The organism is Wolbachia endosymbiont (group A) of Sturmia bella, assembly GCF_964030905.1.
Classification (GTDB): Bacteria; Pseudomonadota; Alphaproteobacteria; order Rickettsiales; family Anaplasmataceae; genus Wolbachia; species Wolbachia pipientis.
In genome coordinates this window covers 723,619-745,981 of record NZ_OZ034988.1, presented here as the reverse complement: position 1 = coordinate 745,981, position 22,363 = coordinate 723,619, and the positions used below count along the sequence as shown (strand labels likewise).

Sequence of the window (22,363 nt, the reverse complement as noted above, 5' to 3'; positions counted from 1 at the left end):
TTTTAATATTGAGGTTTTAGTATGGGTATAGATATAACTGCACTAACTACTAATGCAGATAAATTAGGTGAATGCATAGATAAAAATAAAAAGCAAGAGCAGGATAGAAAAGACGAGCAATTGTATGGCATTATAGAGAGAAAGGTAAAAAAAGAAGAACACAAGCGTGAAAAACCAAGAGGTCAAGATGGAACCCTCAAGAAGTGTAAAAGGTTATTTGAAAAAGATGCTAGTCCTGAAGTATTAACTAAATTAGAAGAATCACTTAGAGAACAAGAAAAATATTATAGGTATTATGTCCAATGCTTCCTTCCAGTGCTAGATAAAGCAATAGAACGATCGAAAAAAATATCAAATGAAACAAAAGAGCGAGTAAAGCAAGCAATTTCAGAAATTACTTATAATAGCAAATATTGTAACCAAAATGATCGTAGGGACAGTGGAATTGAAAGTGACTACAGTAGCGATGCTGGTGATGATTATGAGAAACATTCAATCAGTAACCCTAATACAGCAAATGAAGATCAAGAAGTAGAGAAAAGCAACGAAATAACAAATAGCAATGCTCTATTACTAAAAGCGATCAAAAATGGAAATAACAGGAAATTTGAAAAATATCTAAAAGATTGTACGGATATTAGCAGCATAAAAGATGAAAAAGGAAACAATATTTTACACCTTATCGTATCGTTGGAAAAGAAACAGAAACGCAAGTTTCTAGGTATTCTAATAAAAACGGTCACCAAGAAAGATCTAGCACAACTCATTAATAGTGAAAATCAGACCCCTCTTCAGGTGGCACTAATTAACAAGATAACAAAAGAAAAACATGAGTCTCACACAATCCAAGATAACGATAACACACTTAAGTTTCTTACAAAATTGTTAGAGCATGGAGCCAGCCATGATCAGTTAGAATTACCTGAGGAAAGCTTAAAAAAATTGTCTAAGGGGCAAAATGAATACTATTGTAAATTTTTAAAGAAATTAGCTAAAAAGGCTGAGCTAAAGCAGGAAATAAAAATCAAGACAGAAGCAAAAGTTAAAGAAATTGTGGCACATACTGTAAACACTCCAAATAGTAATAGTGATTATCCGTTACATTTAGCAATTAAAAATAATGATAAAGAACTTTTTAAAGAACTATTGCAAGAGGGGGCGAACATTAGCCTTGAAGGTGCAAATAAAAATAATGCCTTACACCACATTGCTTTACTTAAAGGAGAATATAAAATCAAATATTTGAAGTTAATATTAGATTTTGAAAAAAAAGGAGTAATATCTTCAGAAAAATTGCATAAGGCTATAAACGCTCAAAATAAAGATGATAAATATCCAGCGCAAGTTGCTTTAATTAGACAAACAGAGAAGATACCTAGTAAGTTAAAAGACTTTTCTAGGTGGGTTAGATCAAGGCCCACAAAACATTATTATACTGCTGAATTTTGTGCAGAATTGTTACAAAATGGTGCTGAGAATAAAAGTGACCATATAACAATACCTAAAGAGCATCGTAAGCAAAAATATTATCAGACTACAAAAAGAATCAAAGATATAACAGGTGTTAGCCCTGACCCAGAAACACAAGAAGAACTTGAAGAGCATTTTTCTAAGAAGAATGCTCGTAAGAATATAAGTCTTCCAGTAAAATGGATACTCGGAGGTTTAATTTTTGCAACAGTATTTAGTGCTTTAGCAGGAAACATGATAGCTGCAGCCGCTTTATCGGTGACCATAGCGGTTTGTGCAATGTGTTACCCTATTTACTTAAAGTTAGAAAATGCTCTTAATGCTAGAGCATCAGATCAATCAGAGCATACAGAAAACCCAGCTACTAAAATGAGCGATGTATCAATACTACGTCAATTCATGAATAAGCTAGATGGGCTGACTAATAAACCCTCTTCTCTGGCGCTATGAAATCAATCCCACCGCTCAGAGTTTTTTCAGCCACTTTTTTATAATCAATTTTTACGTTAATTTGCCCTTTCTTTTCTTCAAGCCACGCTATAGTGTGCTTCATCCAGTTTTTGTCATCACGTTCAGGAAAGTCTTCACGAGCATGTGCACCTCTGCTTTCCTCGCGATTAGCTGCGCATTCCATGGTAATAACCGCTTGTGGGATCATGTTAGCAAGCTCCAGCGCTTCAACTAAATCACTGTTCCACATCATACTGCGATCCTCAAGTGAAATATCAGGCATCATTTTTGCTACCTTTTTTATAGCTTTTTTGCCTTCTTCTAAAACTTCAGCAACACGGAAAACTGATGCGTATTTTTGCATAGTGTTCTGCATTTCACCGCGTATTTTTGCTACTTTTAGCCCACCGGAAGCAAATCGCATTTTATTAAATCTATCTACTATCCAGTCTGTGCAGTCTGAATGCAATTTTTTATGTGGTGTACCGGACTTTAGCTTCTCTTTTGCTCTGAGCGCTGCAGCTCTACCAAAAACCACAAGATCAAGAAGCGAGTTAGAGCCAAGTCGATTTGCACCGTGCACAGAGACACACGCAGCTTCTCCAATTGCAAATAGTCCATCTACTACCTCTTCCTTACCTTGCTTCAGCGTGATCACTTCTCCATAATAATTGGTTGGAATGCCACCCATGTTATAGTGAACAGTCGGAATGACCGGTATTGGATCTTTAGTGACATCAACTCCAGCAAAAGTTCTTGCGGTTTCGCTGATGCCCGGCAATCTGAGTTTTATTACTTCCGGATCAAGATGCGCTATAGTTAAATACATATGATCTTTTTTTGGTCCAACCCCCCTTCCCTCTCTAATTTCAATTGTTATTGCGCGACTTACCACATCACGGGAAGCTAAATCTTTTGCTTTTGGTGCGTAACGTTCCATAAACTTCTCGCCCTGAGAATTAACGAGGTACCCCCCTTCACCACGGCATCCTTCTGTCATCAAGCACCCTGAGCCATATATTCCTGTTGGATGAAATTGTACAAATTCCATATCTTCAAGTGGTAATCCAGCCCTTACTACCATGCCATTACCATCACCTGTGCAGGTATGCGCACTTGTTGCAGAGAAATAAACACGTCCATATCCACCTGTTGCTAGCACCACTCTATGCGCACGAAATCTATGTAATGTGCCGTCGCATAGCGACCAAGCAAGAACTCCGCAGCATGTTCCGCTATCCATAATTAAATCAATCACAAAGTATTCAACAAAAAATTCAGCGTTGAATTTAAGACACTGCTGATATAGAGTGTGAAGGATTGCGTGCCCAGTCTTATCTGCTGCCGCACAAGTGCGCTGCGCTGATTTTCCTTTACCAAAGTGAGTTGTCATTCCACCAAAGGAACGCTGGTATATTTTGCCATCTTCTGTACGAGAAAAAGGTACGCCAAAATTTTCAAGTTCAATAACAGCTTTAGCAGCGTTTTTACACATATATTCTATTGCATCTTGATCACCAAGCCAGTCTGAACCTTTTATTGTGTCATATGCATGCCAGCGCCAATCGTCTTCACCGATATTACCTAAAGCTGCACTAATTCCGCCTTGTGCTGCAACTGTATGACTTCGTGTAGGGAAAATTTTAGAAATGCAGGCAACTGAAAAATTAGTTGCAGCCATCCCAAGCGTTGCTCTGAGCCCTGCTCCACCTGCACCTACTACTACCACGTCATACTCATGTTCTATGATCTCATACGCTGACTTATCCATATTTACTTATTTTATCATTACAGGCTTATGATATCACAGAAGTAGAAAAAATCTATACAAGTTTTCTATAGTTAAGACGTCATGCCGCCGCGGCGCTAACAAGTAGCGGGATGACAGCAATCCTACGTCATACCGCCGCAGTATTTCAGCCACTAACACGTAGCGGGATGACGAGCTTATTGTCATGCCGCCACGAACCGTCATACCGCGATTCATTCGCGGTATCTCTAGATACCGCTAACAAGCAGCGGGATGACGATTGTCGTTTAGCTATAAACATTAAGAAATTTACCAAATGAAAAAAAGGCAAAAGAAGCCCCGTGGTTATTATCCGCTTTAAAATATTGGCGTTTTTTATGTTTTAAACGCTTGACAAGCGAAATTCAGCTGCTTTTAATTGCAACTAACCTACGCTGCAAATGTTTAAGAAATTTACCAAGCAGAAAAAAAGACAAAGAATCCCCGAGTTAGCTAGTCTTTTACTATCTTTGTCGAGTATTGGCATTTTTTGATGTCTTGTAACGCTTTGTAAGCGCGTTCAGCTTATTTAGATAAAAATCTAGATGTAGATGAAGTTTTGTAAAGACATACAGTATCTATATACTGCAAAAAATTAAACATAAGACGCCGATACATTAAGTAATCCTTACCTTTTAATCTGCAGATTGGCGAAAGCAAATACAATAGCTTCACTGTCATGATAAAGGGGCTGGCAAAGCTTGTCAAGAAATTTTCTTATTTCATTTAAATTGCTTGTAACCTTCTTATACACTCATCTTTACCAAGAATCACCATGATATCAATGATTCCAGGTGCATCCATTACTCCAGTTATAGGGGCGCGTAATGAGTGGTATACATCGCTTATTTTCATATCGTGCAATTTTGCACATTCCTTGATCTGAGAAGATAAAAAACCCTTATTCCAATTTTCATCACCGATCTTTGACAGAAATGACGCAAGTAACTTGATTATATCGAGGTTAGATTTGACAATTTGCTCAGCCTCTTCACTTAAATCAAGTGGCGGATCTTGAATATAAAATTTTGCTAAATCCAATAATTCGGTCAGGTAGTTTGCTCTTTTTTTTAGCTCTGTCAGTCCCTGCAGTAAATAGCCCTTTTTTTTGTCAGTTAGAGTATTTTCTCTAAGCATTAGAGTCAGAATATCTTCATTGCTCATATTACTAATATAGTGGTTATTCAAATGCTCCAGTTTTTTGAAATCGAGCCGTGCAGGTGAACGACCAATACTTTCTAAATTAAACCACTCTATTGCTTGCTCATCGCTAATAATCTCATCGTTGCCGTGACTCCAGCCAAGTCTCAGCAAGTAATTACGCATCGCTTTTGGCAATATTCCCATCTTTTCATAATCGCAAACGCTTGTGGCACCATGCCTTTTGGATAGCTTATTCCCATCTTCCCCATGGATAAGCGGCACATGTGCAAAGCGTGGAATGTCAAAATCAAGAGCCTGGTATATTAGCAGATGTTTAAAGGTATTAGTGAGATGGTCAGAACCACGTATTATATCAGTTATTCCAGCATCATGATCGTCAACTACCACGGCAAAAATATATGTTGGAGTGTTATCAGAGCGTAAGATCACTATATCATCAAGCTGGTCGCTATTTACTTTGATTTGGCCGTATATTTTGTCATCAATGACGATCTCTTGCGAATCTGGCACTTTAAAGCGGACAACTGACCTCACACCCGATGTCATTCCAGCGCGTGACCACATATTTTTCCAGTGTCGGCTACTTGGATGACAAGAAGGAGGTTTTGTAGTACATTTATGCTTGTATATCTTGCCCTCTTCTCTTGCTTTTGCCTTCTTTTCTGCAACTTCATCTTCAGGGCAGTAACAGTGATACGCCCTACCCTTTTCAACTAAAAGGTTTGCTACTTCTTTATGCCGCTCTATTCTTTTTGACTGATATACTATTTCCCCATCATAGCTCATACCGAGCCATCTTAGCCCTTCTATAATTGCATCAATTGCTTCTTGTGTTGAACGTTTTCTGTCGGTGTCCTCAATTCTTAGCAAAAACCTGCCACCATGATGCTTTGCATAGAGCCAATTAAATAACGCAGTACGAGCTCCTCCAATGTGCAAAAATCCTGTTGGTGATGGAGCAAATCTCGTGACTATACCTGGCATATTTGTCTGTTACAGTAATGTAAATAATGATAGCTAAAATTTATGTTTGTAACAATTTAGAATTTATTTGTTCTGAGAGATAAAATTTACTTGTTTTTCATAAATTGTGTTGTATAATTTAGTATTGGTTGAATATAGCGAGGTGAGTTATGGATGGACTTGTAGATATAGCAAAATTGCTTTCAGATAATGAAGCTAATATCAATTGGCGTTACACCGGCCCTTTTGATAAAACAAAACAAAGAGTACAGGCAGGCAATCTCCTGCATTTAGCTGCAAGAATACAAAACAAAGGTAAATTTGTAGACATTTGTAAGAAGAACATTGCTTCTGTAACTGCGCATAATGAATATGGAGATAATCCATTTTATGAAGCAGCAAGAAGTGGAATTTTGCTGCCTGCAGTACAAGAGATTGTGAATGACTTAGAGAAGGAAGCTAATAACAAAATTACGAAAGCAGAAGAAGCTGGAGATCGGAAAGAAGTAAGCAGATTGAAAGAGGAACTCAAATGTAATAAAAAATATATTAAAGATGCGCTCTGCAGTAAAGGCTATGCTTTTAATAAGAAGAGGGAAACTCCTCTTTATTACTTAAATGCTGCACAACAGAAAGAAATTAAGCAAATCGCAGGCATAAAAGACAGCTTTATATGTAACCAGAAGTTTCACCTGTGCTTATATATAATAGGAGCGATAGCATGTATCGCTGCTTTATGTTTGTCTTTATGCTTTTTATTTTTAGTTTCTCAATCTTTTGCACTAAGCTCGATGGTTGCAATAGCTTCTGGCGGAGTCACATACCTGTCAGTTAAAGCATGTAGCGAGATACATGCCTTGCATAACGAAAGCACTTTAGTGGAAAATGCTAATGTACAACTTGCAGGAGAAAGTTTAGGTGTTTGATGAAGCTAGAAATTACTTGCAGGCAATGATATAGAAATTTACTTTCTTAACTTCAGAAAGTATACTCATACGATGATAGAAAAGAAGTACAGTAAGATTTTAATAGCAAACAGAGGAGAGATTGCCTGCAGGATTATCAGAACTGCCCATAAGATGGGTATATCTTGTGTGTGCATATACTCGGATGCAGATGTAAATTCTGTGCATGTAAGACAAGCAGATGAGTCAAGATATATCGGCCCTTCGCCATCTTGCCTCAGTTATTTAAACATTGAAAAAACATGTGAAGTAGCAGTTGAAACAGGTGCTGAGGCAGTTCATCCTGGCTATGGTTTTTTAGCAGAGAATCCAGGTTTTCCACGTGCTCTTCAAAAACATAATATAGACTTCATCGGTCCCAGTGCAGAAACAATAGAAGTTACAGCCAACAAAATAACAGCAAAAGAAGCTGCAAGAAAAGCTGGAGTGAATGTAGTGCCAGGATATATGGGTAAGATCAGCGATGCTGCCCACGCAGCTCAAGTTGCTAAAGAGGTCGGTTTTCCCGTTATGCTCAAAGCTGCATCAGGCGGTGGTGGCAAAGGAATGCGAATTGTAAACTCCAAAAAAGAAATTGAACTAGCATTTACATCAGCCACAAATGAAGCAGAGAAAAGTTTTAAGGATGGCAGTATCTTTATAGAGAAATATATAGAGTTGCCAAGACATATTGAAATACAAATCATAGCAGATAAATATGGCAATATAGTTTGTCTTGGAGAAAGAGAATGCTCGATACAAAGGAATAATCAGAAAATAATAGAAGAAACGCCAAGTCCATTCATTAGTGAAGAAGTAAGACAAAAAATGTATGTTCAATGTGTTTCTCTGGCAAAGCAAGTTGGCTATTTTTCAGCAGGCACTGTTGAGTTTGTTGTAGATAAAGACCAAAACTTCTATTTTCTTGAGGTAAATACGAGATTGCAAGTTGAGCATCCAGTAACAGAATTTATAACTGGAATAGACATAGTAGAAGAAATGATTAGAACTTCCTGTGGAGAGAAATTGAGATTCAATCAGGATGATATTAAACTTACTGGTTCTGCAATAGAAAGTAGAATTTGCGCTGAAGACCCATCGAAGAAATTTTTCCCTTCCAGCGGAAGAATAAAATATTACGATAAACCGGGTGAAAATGATTATGTAAGAATAGATGATGGAGTTGCTGCAGGTTCAGAAATTAGCATGTTCTATGATTCGATGATTGCCAAAGTGATAACATATGGAAAAGATAGAGTAGAAGCGATCAGCAGAATGCAAAAAGCATTGTCTGAATGCTATATAGAAGGAGTAACAAATAATATAGAATTTCTAGAATCCATCTTCCATCACCCAAATTTTATCGCAGCAAAGCTCCATACGAGATTCATTCCAGATCATTACCCTAGTGGGTTTCACGGCGATTTTGTTACAGAGGAGTATATTAAAATATTTATTTTCACTGCGTTATATGTTCATTTGGAAAATGAAGAAAGGTACCATCATAAAGCAGTGAATGAAACATCTCAGGTGTCATTCCAGTGCGTGACACTGGAATCTAGTAAAAAAGAAGGGGCATCAGTATCAGCTACTCGGATGGCAGGTGACCGTGCAAGAGATTTATTCATAGTGAATATAAATGACAATGAGTACTCCGTAAATGCAAAATACCAAGATAATATATTAATAACGGTATATAATCACAATAAATACTCCGTTATAGGCAAGTGGAAATCAAGTTATAGATTGCTATATATCACAATTAATGACGATACCAATATAGCACTTAAAATAGAAAGACAAGGCAGCAAGTACTTCATAAGGCATGCAGGCATGAAAGCTGAGTGTTGTATATTTAAGCCTCATGTAGCTGAATTAAGTAGGTTAATGCTAAATAATGAAACAGAAGGGATTTCAGCAGATGCTGTAAAATCCCCAATATCTGGTTTATTAGTTAAATTGCACGTAAATGTAGGAGATCAGGTGGAAATAGGACAACCTTTATTTGTGGTGGAGGCAATGAAAATGGAAAATATCATATGTGCTGAAGCAGCAATGGTGATAAAAAATATTCCCGTTCAAGAAGGAAAAAATGTGCAGATTGGTGATGTAGTCTGCTTTCTTAAATAACATAAGAAGTACAAACTTGACCCAAACAAGATAAATGAAAACACTTGATGAGCTATGGCAATGGCTATTGGTATGTGCAATAATAGAGTAATTACACCTAAAATGATCTGAATGACGACGGAGAGCAGCATAATATATACCGGTTTTATGCCAGCATTTTTTACTGTGAGTATTACTACCAAAGTTAGTATTAGCAATGCCAGTGCTCGATGTATAAATTGCACTGTCGCTCTGTTCTCAAAGATATTCAGCCATGTAGGCTGTAAGAAAAATAAATCTTCTGGAACGATTTGTCCGTCCATTAGTGGAAAGGTATTGTAAATTAGACCAGCATTTAATCCTGCAACAAATGCGCCGAAAATTATTTGTATCATGATCAGAACTAAAATAATTCCTACGTAGTACTTGGTGTTACAACTAATCTTAAGTTTAGTTTGCTTTGGCCTGATTTGGTAATCAAAAAATTGATATGAAAATAATGCAAAGATAATTAATGCTAATAATAAGTGAAGTGCGAGCCTATAGTGGCTAACATGAGGCTTGGCTACCAAGCCGCTTTTTACCATATACCAACCAGCAAAAGCTTGTAAAGCTCCAAATAATAATGCCACAAATAGCTTTATTACTACCTTTTTAGATATTTTTCTTCTTAATGTAAAATATATAAATGGCAGGACAAAAACTAAACCTGTTAGTCTTGCAACCAATCTGTGTACATATTCTATTAAGTATATAGCGCGAAACTCCTCCATACTAATACCATAGTTAAGTGCTTTATATTCAGGTGTAGCTTCGTATTTTAATTTTTCTTGTAGCCAGTCTTGTTCACTCAGTGGTGGTAATGTTCCAGTAATGGGTTTCCACTCCGTGATTGACAATCCTGCTTTTGAAAGTCTGGTAAATCCACCAATCCCTACCATGAGAATTACCATGACCGAGCAGAGAAAAAGCCAAATAGCTACAGGTTTTGCTTCCATAAACCATGCTGAGTTTTGTTCCATCGCTCAGGGTAAAGAATAAATTCCCATAAGGCAAGAAAAGCTGCAACACTATGTAGCAGACTATAGACCGGAAAAAATATCGATACTATATAAAAATAAAAAGGCATCTTTTGCTGTTTGACAGCTATTACCAAAAGAATCAGGTTAGTAACGTATACCACTACAAAGTAGTACAAAAATAATTCATTTAAAACTTTAGTTAATATCAATGAAAGCAGTAAAAATGGAGTAGTAAAAAATATAAAAGCTGCAGAGCCAACAAAAAGATTCAATAGCAAAATTCCCTTAAATCCAGTGTGTTTATAAAGTGACTTTATATTTTTTAAATGAACAATATAAGTTTGCATATAGCCTTTGATCCAGCGCGCTCTTTGCTTAATCCAAGCAAATACAGCAATTGGTGACTCTTCCAATGTTTCTGAGTCAATCATCCTGGTTTTATATCCCATTTGCGCAAGTCTCAAACCAAGGTCAGCATCTTCGGTAACACTATAAGCATCCCAGAAAAACACTTCTTTTAGAATTTTTACTGAAAAATGATTACTGCTACCACCCAAAGGTATCGGCATGTTCATTTTTTGGAATCCAGGCAATAAGTATTGAAACCAGTTCATATACTCCAGAGAAAAGAATTTTGTGAGAAAATTGTAATCACAATTGTAGTAATTTAATTTCGCCTGTACACAGGCAAGCTTATCGTCGTCCTTATTAAATTCAATCAGTGCTTTTTTTAACTGCAATGGGTCTGGTTTATCGTCCGCATCATATATTACTGCATACTTTCCTCTAGCAAAGCTCATAGCATAATTGCATGACTTGGCTTTTGTTCTAGGCAAAGAATGAGGCACTTTTATTACTTCAAAATACTGCGGTAAAGTGTACTTTTCTATAGCTGCTAGCGTTTCTTGGTCATCACTTTCTACCTGAAGCTTCACATCTAATTTTGATTTTGGATAATCCAAACTTTCAATGCTTTCGATCAATTGCTCTATCACTGCACTTTCTTTAAAAGCAGGCAATAAAATAGTATATATAGGAAAATCTTCTTCATTCAGCTTACTATAATCCACTTTTTGATTAGAGGTTTCACATAAGCTAAAAACTGTAGCTATAAACTTGAATAAATAACTAGAACATCCGATTATAAATATCAACATCAAAGCAAAATATGTATATTTCTCTGTTAGTGTTAAAATTGAAGTTACAATAAAGAAAGAAGCAAAAAATATTGAGCTTAGTTTAATGCTTTTAGCTGAAAAATTAGGATTCTTGTAATATAAGTAGTTGCTTGCAAATTCTGAAATACCAAAGTGCGAGTTAAGAAGATTTAAAATCTGTTCGCTATCCACTTTTATTAATACATAGTCAATGCCGTAATGAGCTTCGACCCAACGGTTGATATCTCGGCTTGTGTCTTCAACCATAAAAAAAGTAGTATCATTTAATTTTTGCCAAGGAATTATATTAAATTTATAGTAAAAAAGTTTCTCTTGCTCTTTGCACAAACTAGAATCAAACTTAATTTTTTCTACATTATCAGCTTGAAGTATAGGCATTAAACCTAATGCAATTTTTTATTTAAGTCACGTGAAAATGAAGATATGACCTCGCTACTACGCTTATCATCTTTACGTTCATGCATTATTTTTTTTACAGCATCAGCAGCTATACTCGCTGTGTTAGCCTGTAAATCTCCAAGAGCTTTTTCAACTTGGTCAGTGACTTTCTTCAAGTTAGAATGGGCATTGTCATCTAATGTCTGATCTAGCTGCTGTCTATTGTGCTTAATGATACTATTAGCTTTATCAAGTGCTTCATTCATCATTTTATTAACTTCTGCATCTAATTCTTTGTATTTTTTAGAAGATTTTTTGTAATACTCCAACATATCTTTCCTGAATTTTTCAGTTTCTTCACTTGAAAATTTGCTTTTGTTACGCTTATTGTTAAGCGCATTTTTTATCACTTTCTTTAGCAATTTATACGAAAGGACAAAACTTACCAAGAAGGCAAGACCGATAATCAGTGATGTAGACATAAAAACCCCTAAAATTCTTTGGACACCAAGTCAGCAATAAATTCCTCTTCAATTTCAGAATTAGTCAATTTAGTATAATAAATTAAAGCAATACTAGTAGCCATTTGTTTTAACTGATCAGTATATTCAGATTTAAATTCTGCCACTTTTTTTTCAATAAGCTTGCTCTTTTTTTTATCTTCCTCTTCTAATATATTCTTAACATTAGCTCTCATTTCTTCTACCTGAGCAAGTGCATCATCTATGATTTTTTTTGCCTGTATTCTAGCTTGGGTTAAAGCTGCGTTATACTTGGTAATCTGATCTTCCGTAAGTCTTAAAAGATGAACAGAACTATTAAAAGAACCCAATACTTCTTTACTTCTAGTGCTTATTATTTCATCTAACTTTGGCAAAAATAAACAACTTACTACGAAAAAAAGTGAAGAGAAAAAAATTAAAAACCAAAAAACTTGAGAAAAGAAGGTTGAAACATCAAGCTGTGGCATCTGTTAAGCAGCAAATATTAATAACATTGCAAGTACAAACGCAAGCAACCCCATGATTTCAACCATGGCAGCACCAATATAAACATAACTTTTCATTTTACCTTCTGATTCAGGGTTTCTCGCAATCCCATTTAACATAGCAGAGAAGATATTAGCTATACCTAAACCAGCGCCGAGCATTCCAAACACAGCTAAACCAATTGCTATAAATTTTAAAGCTACTAAATCCATATATTACCTTTAATTATTTCTTTATAATATAATTGTAAAATATTCTACAAGGAAGTCAATTACTTTACTGCATCTGACAAATATACACATGTTAATATAGTAAATATATAAGCTTGTAAAATTGCAACAAATACTTCAAATCCTATCAATGCAATTATGAACAAAAACGGCGCAGGAGTGAAAAATATGTTCATATTTACAATAAACCCTGCTATCACTTTGATGATTGTATGACCAGCAATCATATTTGCTGCAAGCCTTATTGATAGGCTAACCGGCCTTACTAAATAAGCAAACAACTTAATAATAATTATTATAGGTGCAAGCCACGAAGGAGTTCCTTTTGGTAGCAATATGCGTAAAAATTCTACTCCCCTTTCTTTAAATCCAACAATCGTTATATAAATAAAAACCACCATCGATAAAGCGAAGGTGACTATCACATGACTTGTGACCGTGAAACTATAAGGAAGAACACCAACTAAATTACACGATAAAATGAAAATAAATACTGTGAATATCAATGGAATGTGCTGCAAGCCTTTGCTTCCAGTGTTATTTTCTATTATTGAAATAACAAAATCATATACATACTCAACTGCAGCTTGCAAATATCCTGGTATTACTGACCCCTTCTTTATTCCAAAAAGCAAAAAGAGTATCATCAATATCACCGAAATCATCGTGAAAAAAGATGAATTGGTAAAGCTTACGTCATACCCAAATAACCTAGGTAACTCTATTATTGTATATACCTTAAACTGTTCCAGTGGATTTAGTGCCATTTTAATCTGAATTATAAACAGTAAATAAAGTATGAATTTTATAGGACAAAGTCAAGAATTAAGATAAGGCTCTGTATTATTATAACATTAACATATTAACAAAATATGTAATTAGAATGTTAATTACAGTCAGCTCTGTATTTTAAAATTTACTAATCTTGTTAAATTATTCAATATCTTGACTTAATATCTTATTTTGATTATAATTTAATTTTTAGTGAGGTATATAATGAACGAAATAGATTTTATTAACACTAATCATCCTTTAAATTTGGAGCAGGAATTTGGTAACGGATACATCGAATCAGTAGATTGTTTCCTTGACGAAGATACTCGCGATTATTACATAGGACTCAACAATGCAATAATACACTTCTTTTTTGATGGTAACATTGATGAGGATGCCTGGGATTATGAAAGTCTTAAATTCTTTCTGGAGATAGATTTAAAAGGTGATATAGAAAAAATTCTTTCTCTTCGCAAGAAGATATAAAGTTACAAAAGCTTCTACATCATAAACAATGATATAGAAGTATTCCACTACAACAAGCTTTAAAAGCACTACATTTTATATTACAATAACTTTTTCACTTCTTTTTAGGTCCATGAAATTCACATTATCTTGGTTATTAGAGTACTTAGAAACCAATGCTAGTTTAGAAGAAATTACCGATAAATTAACTCACATAGGGTTAGAAGTAGAAGATGTGATCGATAATTCCAGATTGACTGGGTTTATCGTTGCAGAGGTATTAGAAGTCGTACCTCATCCAAATGCTGATAAATTAAAATTATGTAAAGTAGATGACGGAAGTAAAATTCTACAAATAGTTTGCGGAGCAAACAATGTTAGAGAAGGTATGAAAACTGTGCTTGCATCTCTTGGTAGCACATTGCCAGAAAGTGATTTCACAATCAAGCCCACAAAAATACGAGGAGTGCTAAGTGAAGGGATGCTCTGCTCTGCTTCTGAACTTGCGCTGGTTCAAGAGGAAAGTGAAGGAATAATCGAGCTTTCCGATGATTATAAAGTAGGGGATAAATTTTTCAATTGTGACCCTGTAATTGATATAAATGTTACTCCAAACCGTGGAGATTGCTTAGGCATTTATGGAATAGCTCGCGACCTTGCTGCAACTGGAATTGGGACATTAAAGACTTTAAGCATTCCACAACTTACCAGCTCCATAAATTCACCAATCGATGTTGAAGTTACTGACGGGGAAAGTTTTATTAGTGGAATATACATCGCCAATGTAAAAAATCAAGAAAGCCCAAAATGGTTAAAAGATAGGCTGGAATCGATAGGAATGCGCTCCATTTCTGCAATAGTTGATATCACGAACTATATTATGATATCTTTCAGCCGCCCAATGCACGCGTATGATGCAAAAAAAATAGAAGGAGAGCTCACAGTACGCAAAGCAAACGACGGAGAAAAATTTGCTGGTTTGAACGGTAAAGAATACTTATTAAACAAAGACATAAGCGTTATTGCAGGTGATAAAAATATTCATGGAATTGCTGGAATTATAGGTGGTAAGTGCAGTGAATGTACTCTTGAAACTACTGATATCTTTTTAGAGTCTGCTTGGTTCGATCCCATCTCTATTACTAAATCTTCAAGGCAGCTCGGCATCTCCACAGACGCTAGTTACAGATTTGCACGTTCAGTTGATCCTGAATTTACTTTTGATGGACTCAACCTTGCAGCTAAAATGATTCTGGACTTATGTGGTGGAGAAACCTCAAGCGTAGTGTCTGCTGGCAGTTTAGATAGTGCTGACACCAAGGTGAGCTTTGATTATCAGGATGTGAACAAGTTTGGAAGTGTGTCTGTATCGCCTGATGAGGTGCTTGATATCTTAACGAAACTAGGGTTTAGTATTGATAAAAAAACCGAAGGCAATTGGAATGTACAAGTACCAAGCTGGAGACCGGACGTGACAATACCGGCTGACCTAATCGAAGAAGTAACAAGGATATACGGCTATGACAAAATAAAAGAAGAACCACTACCAAATAATGTTGAAGAAGTAGATAGTACATACGACAATTTGCGTATTTTGATGACAAACAGAGGGTTTCATGAAGTGCTAACCTGGTCGTTTATGAGTGAATCAACAGCTGAAAAATTTGGTTACTCGAATAAGTTATTTATCATCGATAATCCGTTTAACAATAGCTTTAATATAATGAGACCAAGTATTATGCCAAATTTATTGCAAGTTACTGCTGATAATATTGCCCATGGAATATCTGATCTTGCAATCTTCGAAATCGGGCCGATTTACGATGGTGAAGCTCAGTCTAAGTATGTTTTAAGTGGAATTAGGTCAGGAAATAATTTACCGCGAAACCATTATAATACTGATAGGAAAGTAGATGTTTTTGACGCAAAGGCTGATTGCATAGCAGCTTTGGAGTTTTTTAACGTTAATTGTGATAATTTAACGATAGAGAAAGCAGAAAAAGAACATTACCACCCAGGAAAGTCAGGCACTCTCTCTTTTAAGAATAAAGTAGCAGGTTATTTTGGAGAGTTGCATCCTAATATATTAGATCTTTTTGATATCAAGCAAAAAGTTGTAGGTTTTGAGGTAATACTAGAAAACATTGAAAATTTACCTGTAAGTAGAAAGAAATTTATCGATTATAAATACCAAAGTGTAAAACGTGATTTTGCATTTATAGTAAATAAGGATGTGGAAGTAGGTAACATAATCAATGTGATAAAAAAAAGCTCAGAGCTCATCACAGAAGTTTTGATATTCGATGTATACCATGGAAATAATATAGAACCGAATAAGATGTCTATAGCGTTGTCAGTTACTTTTTGCTCTCCAATCCACACTTTAACTGAAAAAGAGATCCAAAAAGAATCAAGTGCTATAGTTAATTTAGTATGTGAAAATACCGGAGGAACTTTGAGAACTTATCGTTGAGTCACAATCATAGTTTCCTGCCGTTGCTGTGTCACACTTACTTCATCCAATTTATTTCCAATATTGAATTCAATATCCTTGAAAAATCTATCCCACATTCCATGCAAATGCTCTTCTATTTTAGGCCACACATCATTTTTAAATGTTACCCCATCATCAGAAAATAAATTACCTAAAAAGGCTCCAATACCTTCATAATTTGACTGAAAACATTGAAGAAATGTCTCTCCTTCTTTATAAGTATTATGTGCCACATTTAACGCTTTTCTCTCTGTAGTCTCTTTATAAGCATTTGATGCTCCAATCTTTATTGCACCAAACATAACTTTACTCCAGTTCTTAACTTTCTGTATACAACCTTCACTATTTCCTGGTATATTATTTATTATATTTTTTGTCAAATTGTCTATCAAAGGAGACAATAAATTTTGACTAAAATGTTTGATATTATCTTTTGTTTTAATTACAGGATATTTGATGCGTTTTTCTGCTAAACAGTACTCCAGTTCTGCTCTTTCTAATAACTTCTTGATTTCTTTTTCATCAAAAGTTTCAAGCTTGAACACCTTCAGTAAATCATCTTCTATTACTGCAAATTTTATTTTTTCACGAGACGTTAGTTCTTCTTTATAATCATTTTTTGTTTCTTCATTTATCAATAATTCTTTTTTGCCTAATTCTAACTGTTTTAATGCTTTCAGAATTTCTTCATTCCTTTTTAAGAGCACTTCTATTGATCTTGTACCCGGATGCCCTTTTTCCCTGTTATTTTGTTCAGCTTGTAAACGCTTATTTTGATCTTTGAGTGTTTGTTCTAATGTAGATTTTTCTAAATGTCCTTCATCTTGCACGCGAAAAGCTTCAATTATTTCTGCTAGACCTGATTCACCATATTTTCTTAATTTCTTGCATAAACGTAAAACACCCTTTTTTTGTTCTCGAAGTAACCTTTGCACTTTATATTTTTTTATTTCTAAATACATCTTTTCTATAAAGTCATTTATTTTAGCTGAAGCTTCCTTATCCGATGGAACCTTTACTTTTTTTTCTAAATCTTCAAGCTGCTTCCTTAGGCTTTGCTTCTCCTTATCCGGTATATCTGATTGACTTAACTTACCTTGAACTTTTTTCATTACTGATTTTATCAGCCTGCGCTCAATCTCTTGATCATCATATTCGAATTTAAAAAGGTCTTCTAACCCCCTTTTTAAGGTGTCATTTGTTAAGCTACTGTTTTCATGTATTTCTTTTAATTTCTTATATATATTGTTACACCTTGTTTGACCTATTCCTCTTAAACTCTCTAATTCCTGTCTCACTAAAGAATTTTTTATCTCATCTTCCAGCGAAAAATCTTCTCCCCGTCTATCTCGCTGAAACTTAATTGCTTGTATAAAGGCAACTTGATAAGCACTTTGTATTAAGTGACTTGTCAAATTAGGACCTATACTATCTACCACTTTCGACTTGAATTCGTTCAATAATTCCTTCAATTTATCATATGTAATCTCTTTCTTTTCTAGCTTTATCAGTTCTTCCATAGTCTTCGCAAATTCCTGAATAGAAGTTGCAAGCACATCCTTGATTTCATTGCGTAAGGGCTTAAGACCATTTTTTAAATTGATGTTAGTTGACAATTTCAGTACGATGCTATGCTCTGAATTCCGCGTCACATCAAACCACTTGTTATTTTCATTTTCATACAAATCTCTAAGCAATCGTTTAAATTGCGGTGGAAATTCTATTTCCATATCCCACGCAATATTTGGTCCAGTAACTTCCTTTTCATGAAAAGACACCTCAATATTTTGATGCTTATTAGAATACCGCCCCATACTTATTTTAAGAGCAGTAACTAAAGAGTGAGATAAATCTCTATTTAAAAGATAAAAAGTAGCCAAAGCAATTGTTGCAGGAACAACTAAGGCTACAAGTACAGCCATATTAACAAAAATTGCTATTGCAGCAAGAACACCATATGCCAATCTTTTTGGCACGCCAGTTTCACTCTTTTTTGTCTTATCTTCCCCTACACTGTCTTGTGTCTTGCTGTTTGCTTGAAATCTACTGCATACGACTAATCCCAGTGCAGTAAAAGCAATATAAGGAAGCATTAAACCTGACAGAGCTAAATTTAATATTTTCTTTTCTGGGCAAGTTCTATTTATTTCCTTAAATATTTCGCTTGATATATTATACCAGGAAGTAAAAAAATCAGAGTTATAATCTTTATAATGAAATATACTGAGTGTAACGTTAAAATTAGCTAACGGCTCTTGTTCTTCCACAGCATCAAAAAATTCTTCTTCCTCTTCTGAAGTAGCAAGACCTAAATTATTCCCTTCTTCTACATTAGAAACAGCTTCCATAGCATCAAAAAACTCTTCTTCCTCCTCCAAAGTAACAACAGATTCTGCTTTACCTAAACCACCACTATTGTTAACAACTTCTTCATAATCATCTGCAACAGCTTTATTCATATTATAACCTTATCCAATTACCTTAAGTATAGCATAAATACTGACAATCTTGCAACTTTATTAAAAATTTAACGCTCAATACTAACACTTAAATCCTGATATTCCTTAGAATAGAAGTTAGTTCCAATTTCTGTATTAATGTCCAAAGATAAGGCAAGGGTCTGCTCTTTTATATATTCAAACCACGTATTTATTGCTTCCTTAATTTTCTCTTCTTCTGTTTTGATTATTACTCTGATTCTATCTGATATATGAAAATCAGCTTGTTTTCTGGTTTCTTGAATGAGCCTCACGACATCTCTCGCTAACCCTTCTAGAATTAATTCATCATTTAGTTCAGTATTTAGAATGACAATCCCTTTATTGTTATCAAATACAGAGGAATATTCACTGTTTGCTTTTAACAATAGTTCATATTCGCCTTTTTCTATAATATAGTTCTCTGATTCGTCTCCTAGAAATATCTGCTCATTCTCAACTTGCTTCCATTTTCCCTCCTTGACATATTGAACTAGCTTCTTGATTTTGTCTGGAATTCTTTTCCCAAGCAGTGGGAAATTTAGCTTTAACTCTAGTGATGCAATACCTTCAAGTCTGTTTACTAATTCCAAGCTTTTTACATTCACCTCATCTTTTATCATCTCCTGGTACTCATTTGAATCTGCAGCACACTGGATCCCAGTGTCAGCTACTTGGATAACAGGAGAGAACTCTGGGATGACAGAAAGCGGTTCACCTTCAAGAAAACTACAGGAAGACTGATGATAAATGATCATACTGCCAAGCGGCTGTCTGATACGTATATTAAAAGTGTTTCTGATCGAAAGTGCAGAGTTGCACACCTCTCTCACTAGATCCATCTTGGCAATGAGCTGACTATCAAACTTCTCTAATTGTGGAAAATTAGCCAAATGAACAGATGTTTCTTCATACTTAAGCCCTTGCCATATATTCTCTGTTATAAGTGGCAACAAAGGAGCTGCAGCTCTTAGTATGTAATAAAAAACCGTATATAGAACATTATAAGCATCAGTTTTATCCTGATCCAAATCACTTTTCCAAAAACGCTCGCGACTGCGACGAATATACCAGTTATTCAGCACTTCAAAAAAATCTATCAGAATTTTGCAAGCCTCTTGGGAGCTATAGCTGTTCATAGAAGCTTGGATACTTTCTACAGCTTCAAAACATTTGGAAATCATGTAGCGATCAATAGTACTTTGATAATCCTTACAAACTTCAGCTTTAATTCCATCTGCATTTGCATACATAGTAAAAAAGTGATAACTGTTCCAAATAGGTTTTATTACGTTTTTCAGAACATCTCGTATTGAGTTTCCTTCTTTATCGAGTAGCAAATTACCACCACAAATAATAGATCCAGAAAGCATAAGAAAACGCAGTGCATCAGAACCGTATCTATCAAAAACCTCCATTGGATCTGCATAGTTATTCAAACGTTTGGACAATTTTTGCCCTTTTACATCCAAAACAACACCGTGGCATATGCAGTTCTTAAATGGTTCCCTATTAAACAAAGCAGTGGACAATACAAAGAGCGTATAAAACCACCCCCTGGTTTGCGCTATGTATTCAGTGATAAAATCCGCAGATTCAAACCACTCCTTATTTTCAAACGGATAGTGGATTTGCGCAAATGGCATCGAGCCAGATTCAAACCAGCAGTCAAACACGTCAGGTACACGGCGCATAACTGATTTTCCTGTTGGATCATCAGGATTTAGTCTTGTTAAAGTATCGATAAATGGTCTGTGCAAGTCGTCTATTTTAACATTAAAATCTCTCTCCAGTTCTTCTATTGAACCATATACATCTACTCTTGGATATCTCGCATCATCTGATTTCCATACAGGGATTGGCGTACCCCAGAATCGATTGCGTGAAATTGACCAGTCGTGTGCCCCTTCAAGCCATTTTCCAAATTGACCATCTCTAATGTGGTTTGGTATCCAATTAACTCTCTTATTTAGCTCTACCATTCTGCTTTTGAATTTTGTAACAGCAACATACCAAGAAGTCATAGTTCGATAGATCAAAGGAGTGTCAGTTCTCCAGCAGTGTGGATAATTGTGAATATATTGCTCAGTCTTAAACCAACTTCCCTGCCCTTTCAATTTTTTTATTACTGTATCATTGGCATCAAAAACATGAACCCCTGCCAAATCTGAAACTTCAGCAGTAAATTTTCCACTGTTATCAATTGGACAAATAACTGGAATATCATGGCTTTGGCAAAGGTAAAAATCTTCCTCACCAAATCCAGGAGCAGTATGCACAACGCCAGTACCGTCTTCTTCCGTCACATAATCAGCAATAAAAACGCGAAATGCATTTTTTGTGTCTTTAAAATAGTCAAACAGTGGTTTGTAAGAAAGACCTGCAAGATCATTCGCTTTAAGTTTTATATTGCAGTTTTCATATGGAATATTGTTTTGTTCAGAGTGGCTGATAAATTTCTCTAAGTAGCTTTCAGCAAAAATGTATATTTCACCATTCATTGAACTTCCTTCACTACTCCCTGTCATCCCAGTGCCCAGACACTGGGATCCAGAAATAGATTCCAGCGTCACGCGCTGGAATGACATCAAAGGGTGGACTGACACTGCACAATACTTAATATCTTTTCCTATTGCTAAAGCCAAGTTGCTCGGCAACGTCCAAGGAGTTGTAGTCCAAGCAAGTAATTTACACTTTCGTTTAACACTTTTAAATTGCTGTGGGTTTTCTAAAAGCTCAAATGCAACAGTTACAGCTTTGCTAACTTTTTCTCTATACGCGTTATCAAGCCTTGTTTCGAAATTAGATAATGGAGTTTCGCATGCCCAGCTATATGGTACAACGCGCACTGATTCATACACCAGACCCTTATCATAAAGCTGCTTGAATGCCCACATGACCGACTCCATGAATGATTTATCCATAGTCTTATAGTCATTGTGAAAGTCTACCCACCTTGCTTGCCTATTTACATACTTCTCCCACTCTGATGAAAATTTCATCACAGAAGTACGGCAATGATCGTTAAATTTATCTATACCAAACTTCTCTATCTCAGTTCTACCAGATATTCCAAGTTCTTTTTCTGCACCCATCTCAGCCGGCAATCCATGGCAATCCCAGCCAAATCTACGTTCAACCCTTTTTTGAAGCATAGTTTGATATCTTGCAAATGCGTCTTTGATGAAACCAGTGAGTAAATGTCCATAATGCGGAAGTCCATTTGCAAACGGAGGCCCATCGTAAAAGACAAAACAATTATCCTTGGAACGTTCTTCAACTGACCGCTCAAAAACTTTGTTTTCCTGCCAAAATTTTATGATTTCCTTTTCTAACGATAAAAAATCAGGACTACTTACTGTATCAGGATAATGCTTTGACTTCATGTTCGCTATGTAAAACTAAAGAATATAGGGCTTTCTGAAAAATTACAAATTCAAAAATATTTCCGTAGCTCACACCCCAAC

At 35.5% G+C, this 22,363-nt stretch carries 15 protein-coding genes; 5 read left to right on the top strand and 10 right to left on the bottom strand.

Annotated elements, in window-relative coordinates:
- Positions 1-21 precede the first annotated feature (21 nt).
- Complete coding sequence (locus ACQH3L_RS03420; protein WP_038198760.1) at positions 22-1,920, top strand: ankyrin repeat domain-containing protein; 1,899 nt, start codon at positions 22-24, stop codon at positions 1,918-1,920.
- On the opposite strand, the gene sdhA is transcribed toward ACQH3L_RS03420, so the two are convergent.
- Complete coding sequence (gene sdhA / locus ACQH3L_RS03415; RefSeq protein WP_425384599.1) at positions 1,892-3,691, bottom strand: succinate dehydrogenase flavoprotein subunit; 1,800 nt, start codon at positions 3,689-3,691, stop codon at positions 1,892-1,894. The genes ACQH3L_RS03420 and sdhA overlap by 29 nt on opposite strands.
- Positions 3,692-4,435: 744 nt before the next feature.
- A complete protein-coding gene (gltX, locus tag ACQH3L_RS03410; RefSeq protein WP_010962590.1) occupies positions 4,436-5,857 on the bottom strand; it encodes a glutamate--tRNA ligase in 1,422 nt (473 codons plus the stop codon).
- A gap of 149 nt (positions 5,858-6,006) precedes the next feature.
- Here gltX and ACQH3L_RS03405 point away from each other — a divergent pair, with 149 nt between their 5' ends.
- Both ACQH3L_RS03405 and ACQH3L_RS03400 read left to right on the top strand, forming a co-directional pair.
- Positions 6,007-6,762: an ankyrin repeat domain-containing protein gene (locus ACQH3L_RS03405; protein WP_425384598.1), complete on the top strand. Its 756-nt coding sequence runs from the start codon at positions 6,007-6,009 to the stop codon at positions 6,760-6,762.
- A 72-nt stretch (positions 6,763-6,834) separates the two neighbouring features.
- Positions 6,835-8,910, top strand: a complete 2,076-nt coding sequence (locus ACQH3L_RS03400; RefSeq protein WP_425384597.1) for an acetyl-CoA carboxylase biotin carboxylase subunit — start codon at positions 6,835-6,837, stop codon at positions 8,908-8,910.
- Here ACQH3L_RS03400 and ACQH3L_RS03395 read toward each other — a convergent pair.
- The 6 genes from ACQH3L_RS03395 to ACQH3L_RS03370 are packed head-to-tail and all read right to left on the bottom strand — an operon-like array spanning position 8,859 to position 13,453.
- A complete protein-coding gene (locus ACQH3L_RS03395) occupies positions 8,859-9,887 on the bottom strand; it encodes a COX15/CtaA family protein (RefSeq protein WP_425385010.1) in 1,029 nt (342 codons plus the stop codon). The genes ACQH3L_RS03400 and ACQH3L_RS03395 overlap by 52 nt on opposite strands.
- Positions 9,869-11,467 carry a glycosyltransferase family 2 protein gene (locus tag ACQH3L_RS03390; protein WP_038198745.1) on the bottom strand — a complete coding sequence of 533 codons (1,599 nt, stop codon included), beginning with the start codon at positions 11,465-11,467 and terminating at the stop codon, positions 9,869-9,871. The genes ACQH3L_RS03395 and ACQH3L_RS03390 overlap by 19 nt, the downstream gene beginning before the upstream one ends.
- A gap of 5 nt (positions 11,468-11,472) precedes the next feature.
- Complete coding sequence (locus tag ACQH3L_RS03385; RefSeq protein WP_070356812.1) at positions 11,473-11,949, bottom strand: hypothetical protein; 477 nt, start codon at positions 11,947-11,949, stop codon at positions 11,473-11,475.
- Between the two features lie 8 nt (positions 11,950-11,957).
- Positions 11,958-12,437 carry an ATP synthase F0 subunit B gene (locus tag ACQH3L_RS03380; protein WP_010962584.1) on the bottom strand — a complete coding sequence of 160 codons (480 nt, stop codon included), beginning with the start codon at positions 12,435-12,437 and terminating at the stop codon, positions 11,958-11,960.
- A gap of 3 nt (positions 12,438-12,440) precedes the next feature.
- Positions 12,441-12,668 carry a F0F1 ATP synthase subunit C gene (locus tag ACQH3L_RS03375; RefSeq protein WP_006014985.1) on the bottom strand — a complete coding sequence of 76 codons (228 nt, stop codon included), beginning with the start codon at positions 12,666-12,668 and terminating at the stop codon, positions 12,441-12,443.
- Between the two features lie 59 nt (positions 12,669-12,727).
- Complete coding sequence (locus ACQH3L_RS03370) at positions 12,728-13,453, bottom strand: F0F1 ATP synthase subunit A (protein ID WP_022626288.1); 726 nt, start codon at positions 13,451-13,453, stop codon at positions 12,728-12,730.
- A gap of 229 nt (positions 13,454-13,682) precedes the next feature.
- On the opposite strand from ACQH3L_RS03370, the gene ACQH3L_RS03365 reads away from it, so the two are divergent.
- Together ACQH3L_RS03365 and pheT are read left to right on the top strand one after the other, a co-directional pair.
- Entirely contained in the window at positions 13,683-13,946 is a 264-nt protein-coding gene (locus ACQH3L_RS03365; RefSeq protein ID WP_010962582.1) for a hypothetical protein, read from the top strand.
- A gap of 112 nt (positions 13,947-14,058) precedes the next feature.
- On the top strand, positions 14,059-16,398 hold the full coding sequence (pheT, locus tag ACQH3L_RS03360; protein ID WP_010962581.1) for a phenylalanine--tRNA ligase subunit beta: 2,340 nt from the start codon (positions 14,059-14,061) through the stop codon (positions 16,396-16,398).
- Here pheT and ACQH3L_RS03355 read toward each other — a convergent pair.
- Positions 16,389-18,878 carry a hypothetical protein gene (locus ACQH3L_RS03355; protein WP_425384596.1) on the bottom strand — a complete coding sequence of 830 codons (2,490 nt, stop codon included), beginning with the start codon at positions 18,876-18,878 and terminating at the stop codon, positions 16,389-16,391. The genes pheT and ACQH3L_RS03355 overlap by 10 nt on opposite strands.
- A 68-nt stretch (positions 18,879-18,946) precedes the next feature.
- Positions 18,947-22,282 carry a class I tRNA ligase family protein gene (locus tag ACQH3L_RS03350; RefSeq protein WP_425384595.1) on the bottom strand — a complete coding sequence of 1,112 codons (3,336 nt, stop codon included), beginning with the start codon at positions 22,280-22,282 and terminating at the stop codon, positions 18,947-18,949.
- Positions 22,283-22,363 lie beyond the last annotated feature (81 nt).

Bases quoted from the DNA above. Each gene is read 5' to 3' on its own strand.
- ACQH3L_RS03420 (WP_038198760.1), top strand. From the start codon at position 22: ATGGGTATAGATATAACTGCACTAACTACTAATGCAGATAAATTAGGT.
- sdhA (WP_425384599.1), bottom strand. From the start codon at position 3,691: ATGGATAAGTCAGCGTATGAGATCATAGAACATGAGTATGACGTGGTA.
- gltX (WP_010962590.1), bottom strand. From the start codon at position 5,857: ATGCCAGGTATAGTCACGAGATTTGCTCCATCACCAACAGGATTTTTG.
- ACQH3L_RS03405 (WP_425384598.1), top strand. From the start codon at position 6,007: ATGGATGGACTTGTAGATATAGCAAAATTGCTTTCAGATAATGAAGCT.
- ACQH3L_RS03400 (WP_425384597.1), top strand. From the start codon at position 6,835: ATGATAGAAAAGAAGTACAGTAAGATTTTAATAGCAAACAGAGGAGAG.
- ACQH3L_RS03395 (WP_425385010.1), bottom strand. From the start codon at position 9,887: ATGGAAGCAAAACCTGTAGCTATTTGGCTTTTTCTCTGCTCGGTCATG.
- ACQH3L_RS03390 (WP_038198745.1), bottom strand. From the start codon at position 11,467: ATGCCTATACTTCAAGCTGATAATGTAGAAAAAATTAAGTTTGATTCT.
- ACQH3L_RS03385 (WP_070356812.1), bottom strand. From the start codon at position 11,949: ATGTCTACATCACTGATTATCGGTCTTGCCTTCTTGGTAAGTTTTGTC.
- ACQH3L_RS03380 (WP_010962584.1), bottom strand. From the start codon at position 12,437: ATGCCACAGCTTGATGTTTCAACCTTCTTTTCTCAAGTTTTTTGGTTT.
- ACQH3L_RS03375 (WP_006014985.1), bottom strand. From the start codon at position 12,668: ATGGATTTAGTAGCTTTAAAATTTATAGCAATTGGTTTAGCTGTGTTT.
- ACQH3L_RS03370 (WP_022626288.1), bottom strand. From the start codon at position 13,453: ATGGCACTAAATCCACTGGAACAGTTTAAGGTATATACAATAATAGAG.
- ACQH3L_RS03365 (WP_010962582.1), top strand. From the start codon at position 13,683: ATGAACGAAATAGATTTTATTAACACTAATCATCCTTTAAATTTGGAG.
- pheT (WP_010962581.1), top strand. From the start codon at position 14,059: ATGAAATTCACATTATCTTGGTTATTAGAGTACTTAGAAACCAATGCT.
- ACQH3L_RS03355 (WP_425384596.1), bottom strand. From the start codon at position 18,878: ATGAATAAAGCTGTTGCAGATGATTATGAAGAAGTTGTTAACAATAGT.
- ACQH3L_RS03350 (WP_425384595.1), bottom strand. From the start codon at position 22,282: ATGAAGTCAAAGCATTATCCTGATACAGTAAGTAGTCCTGATTTTTTA.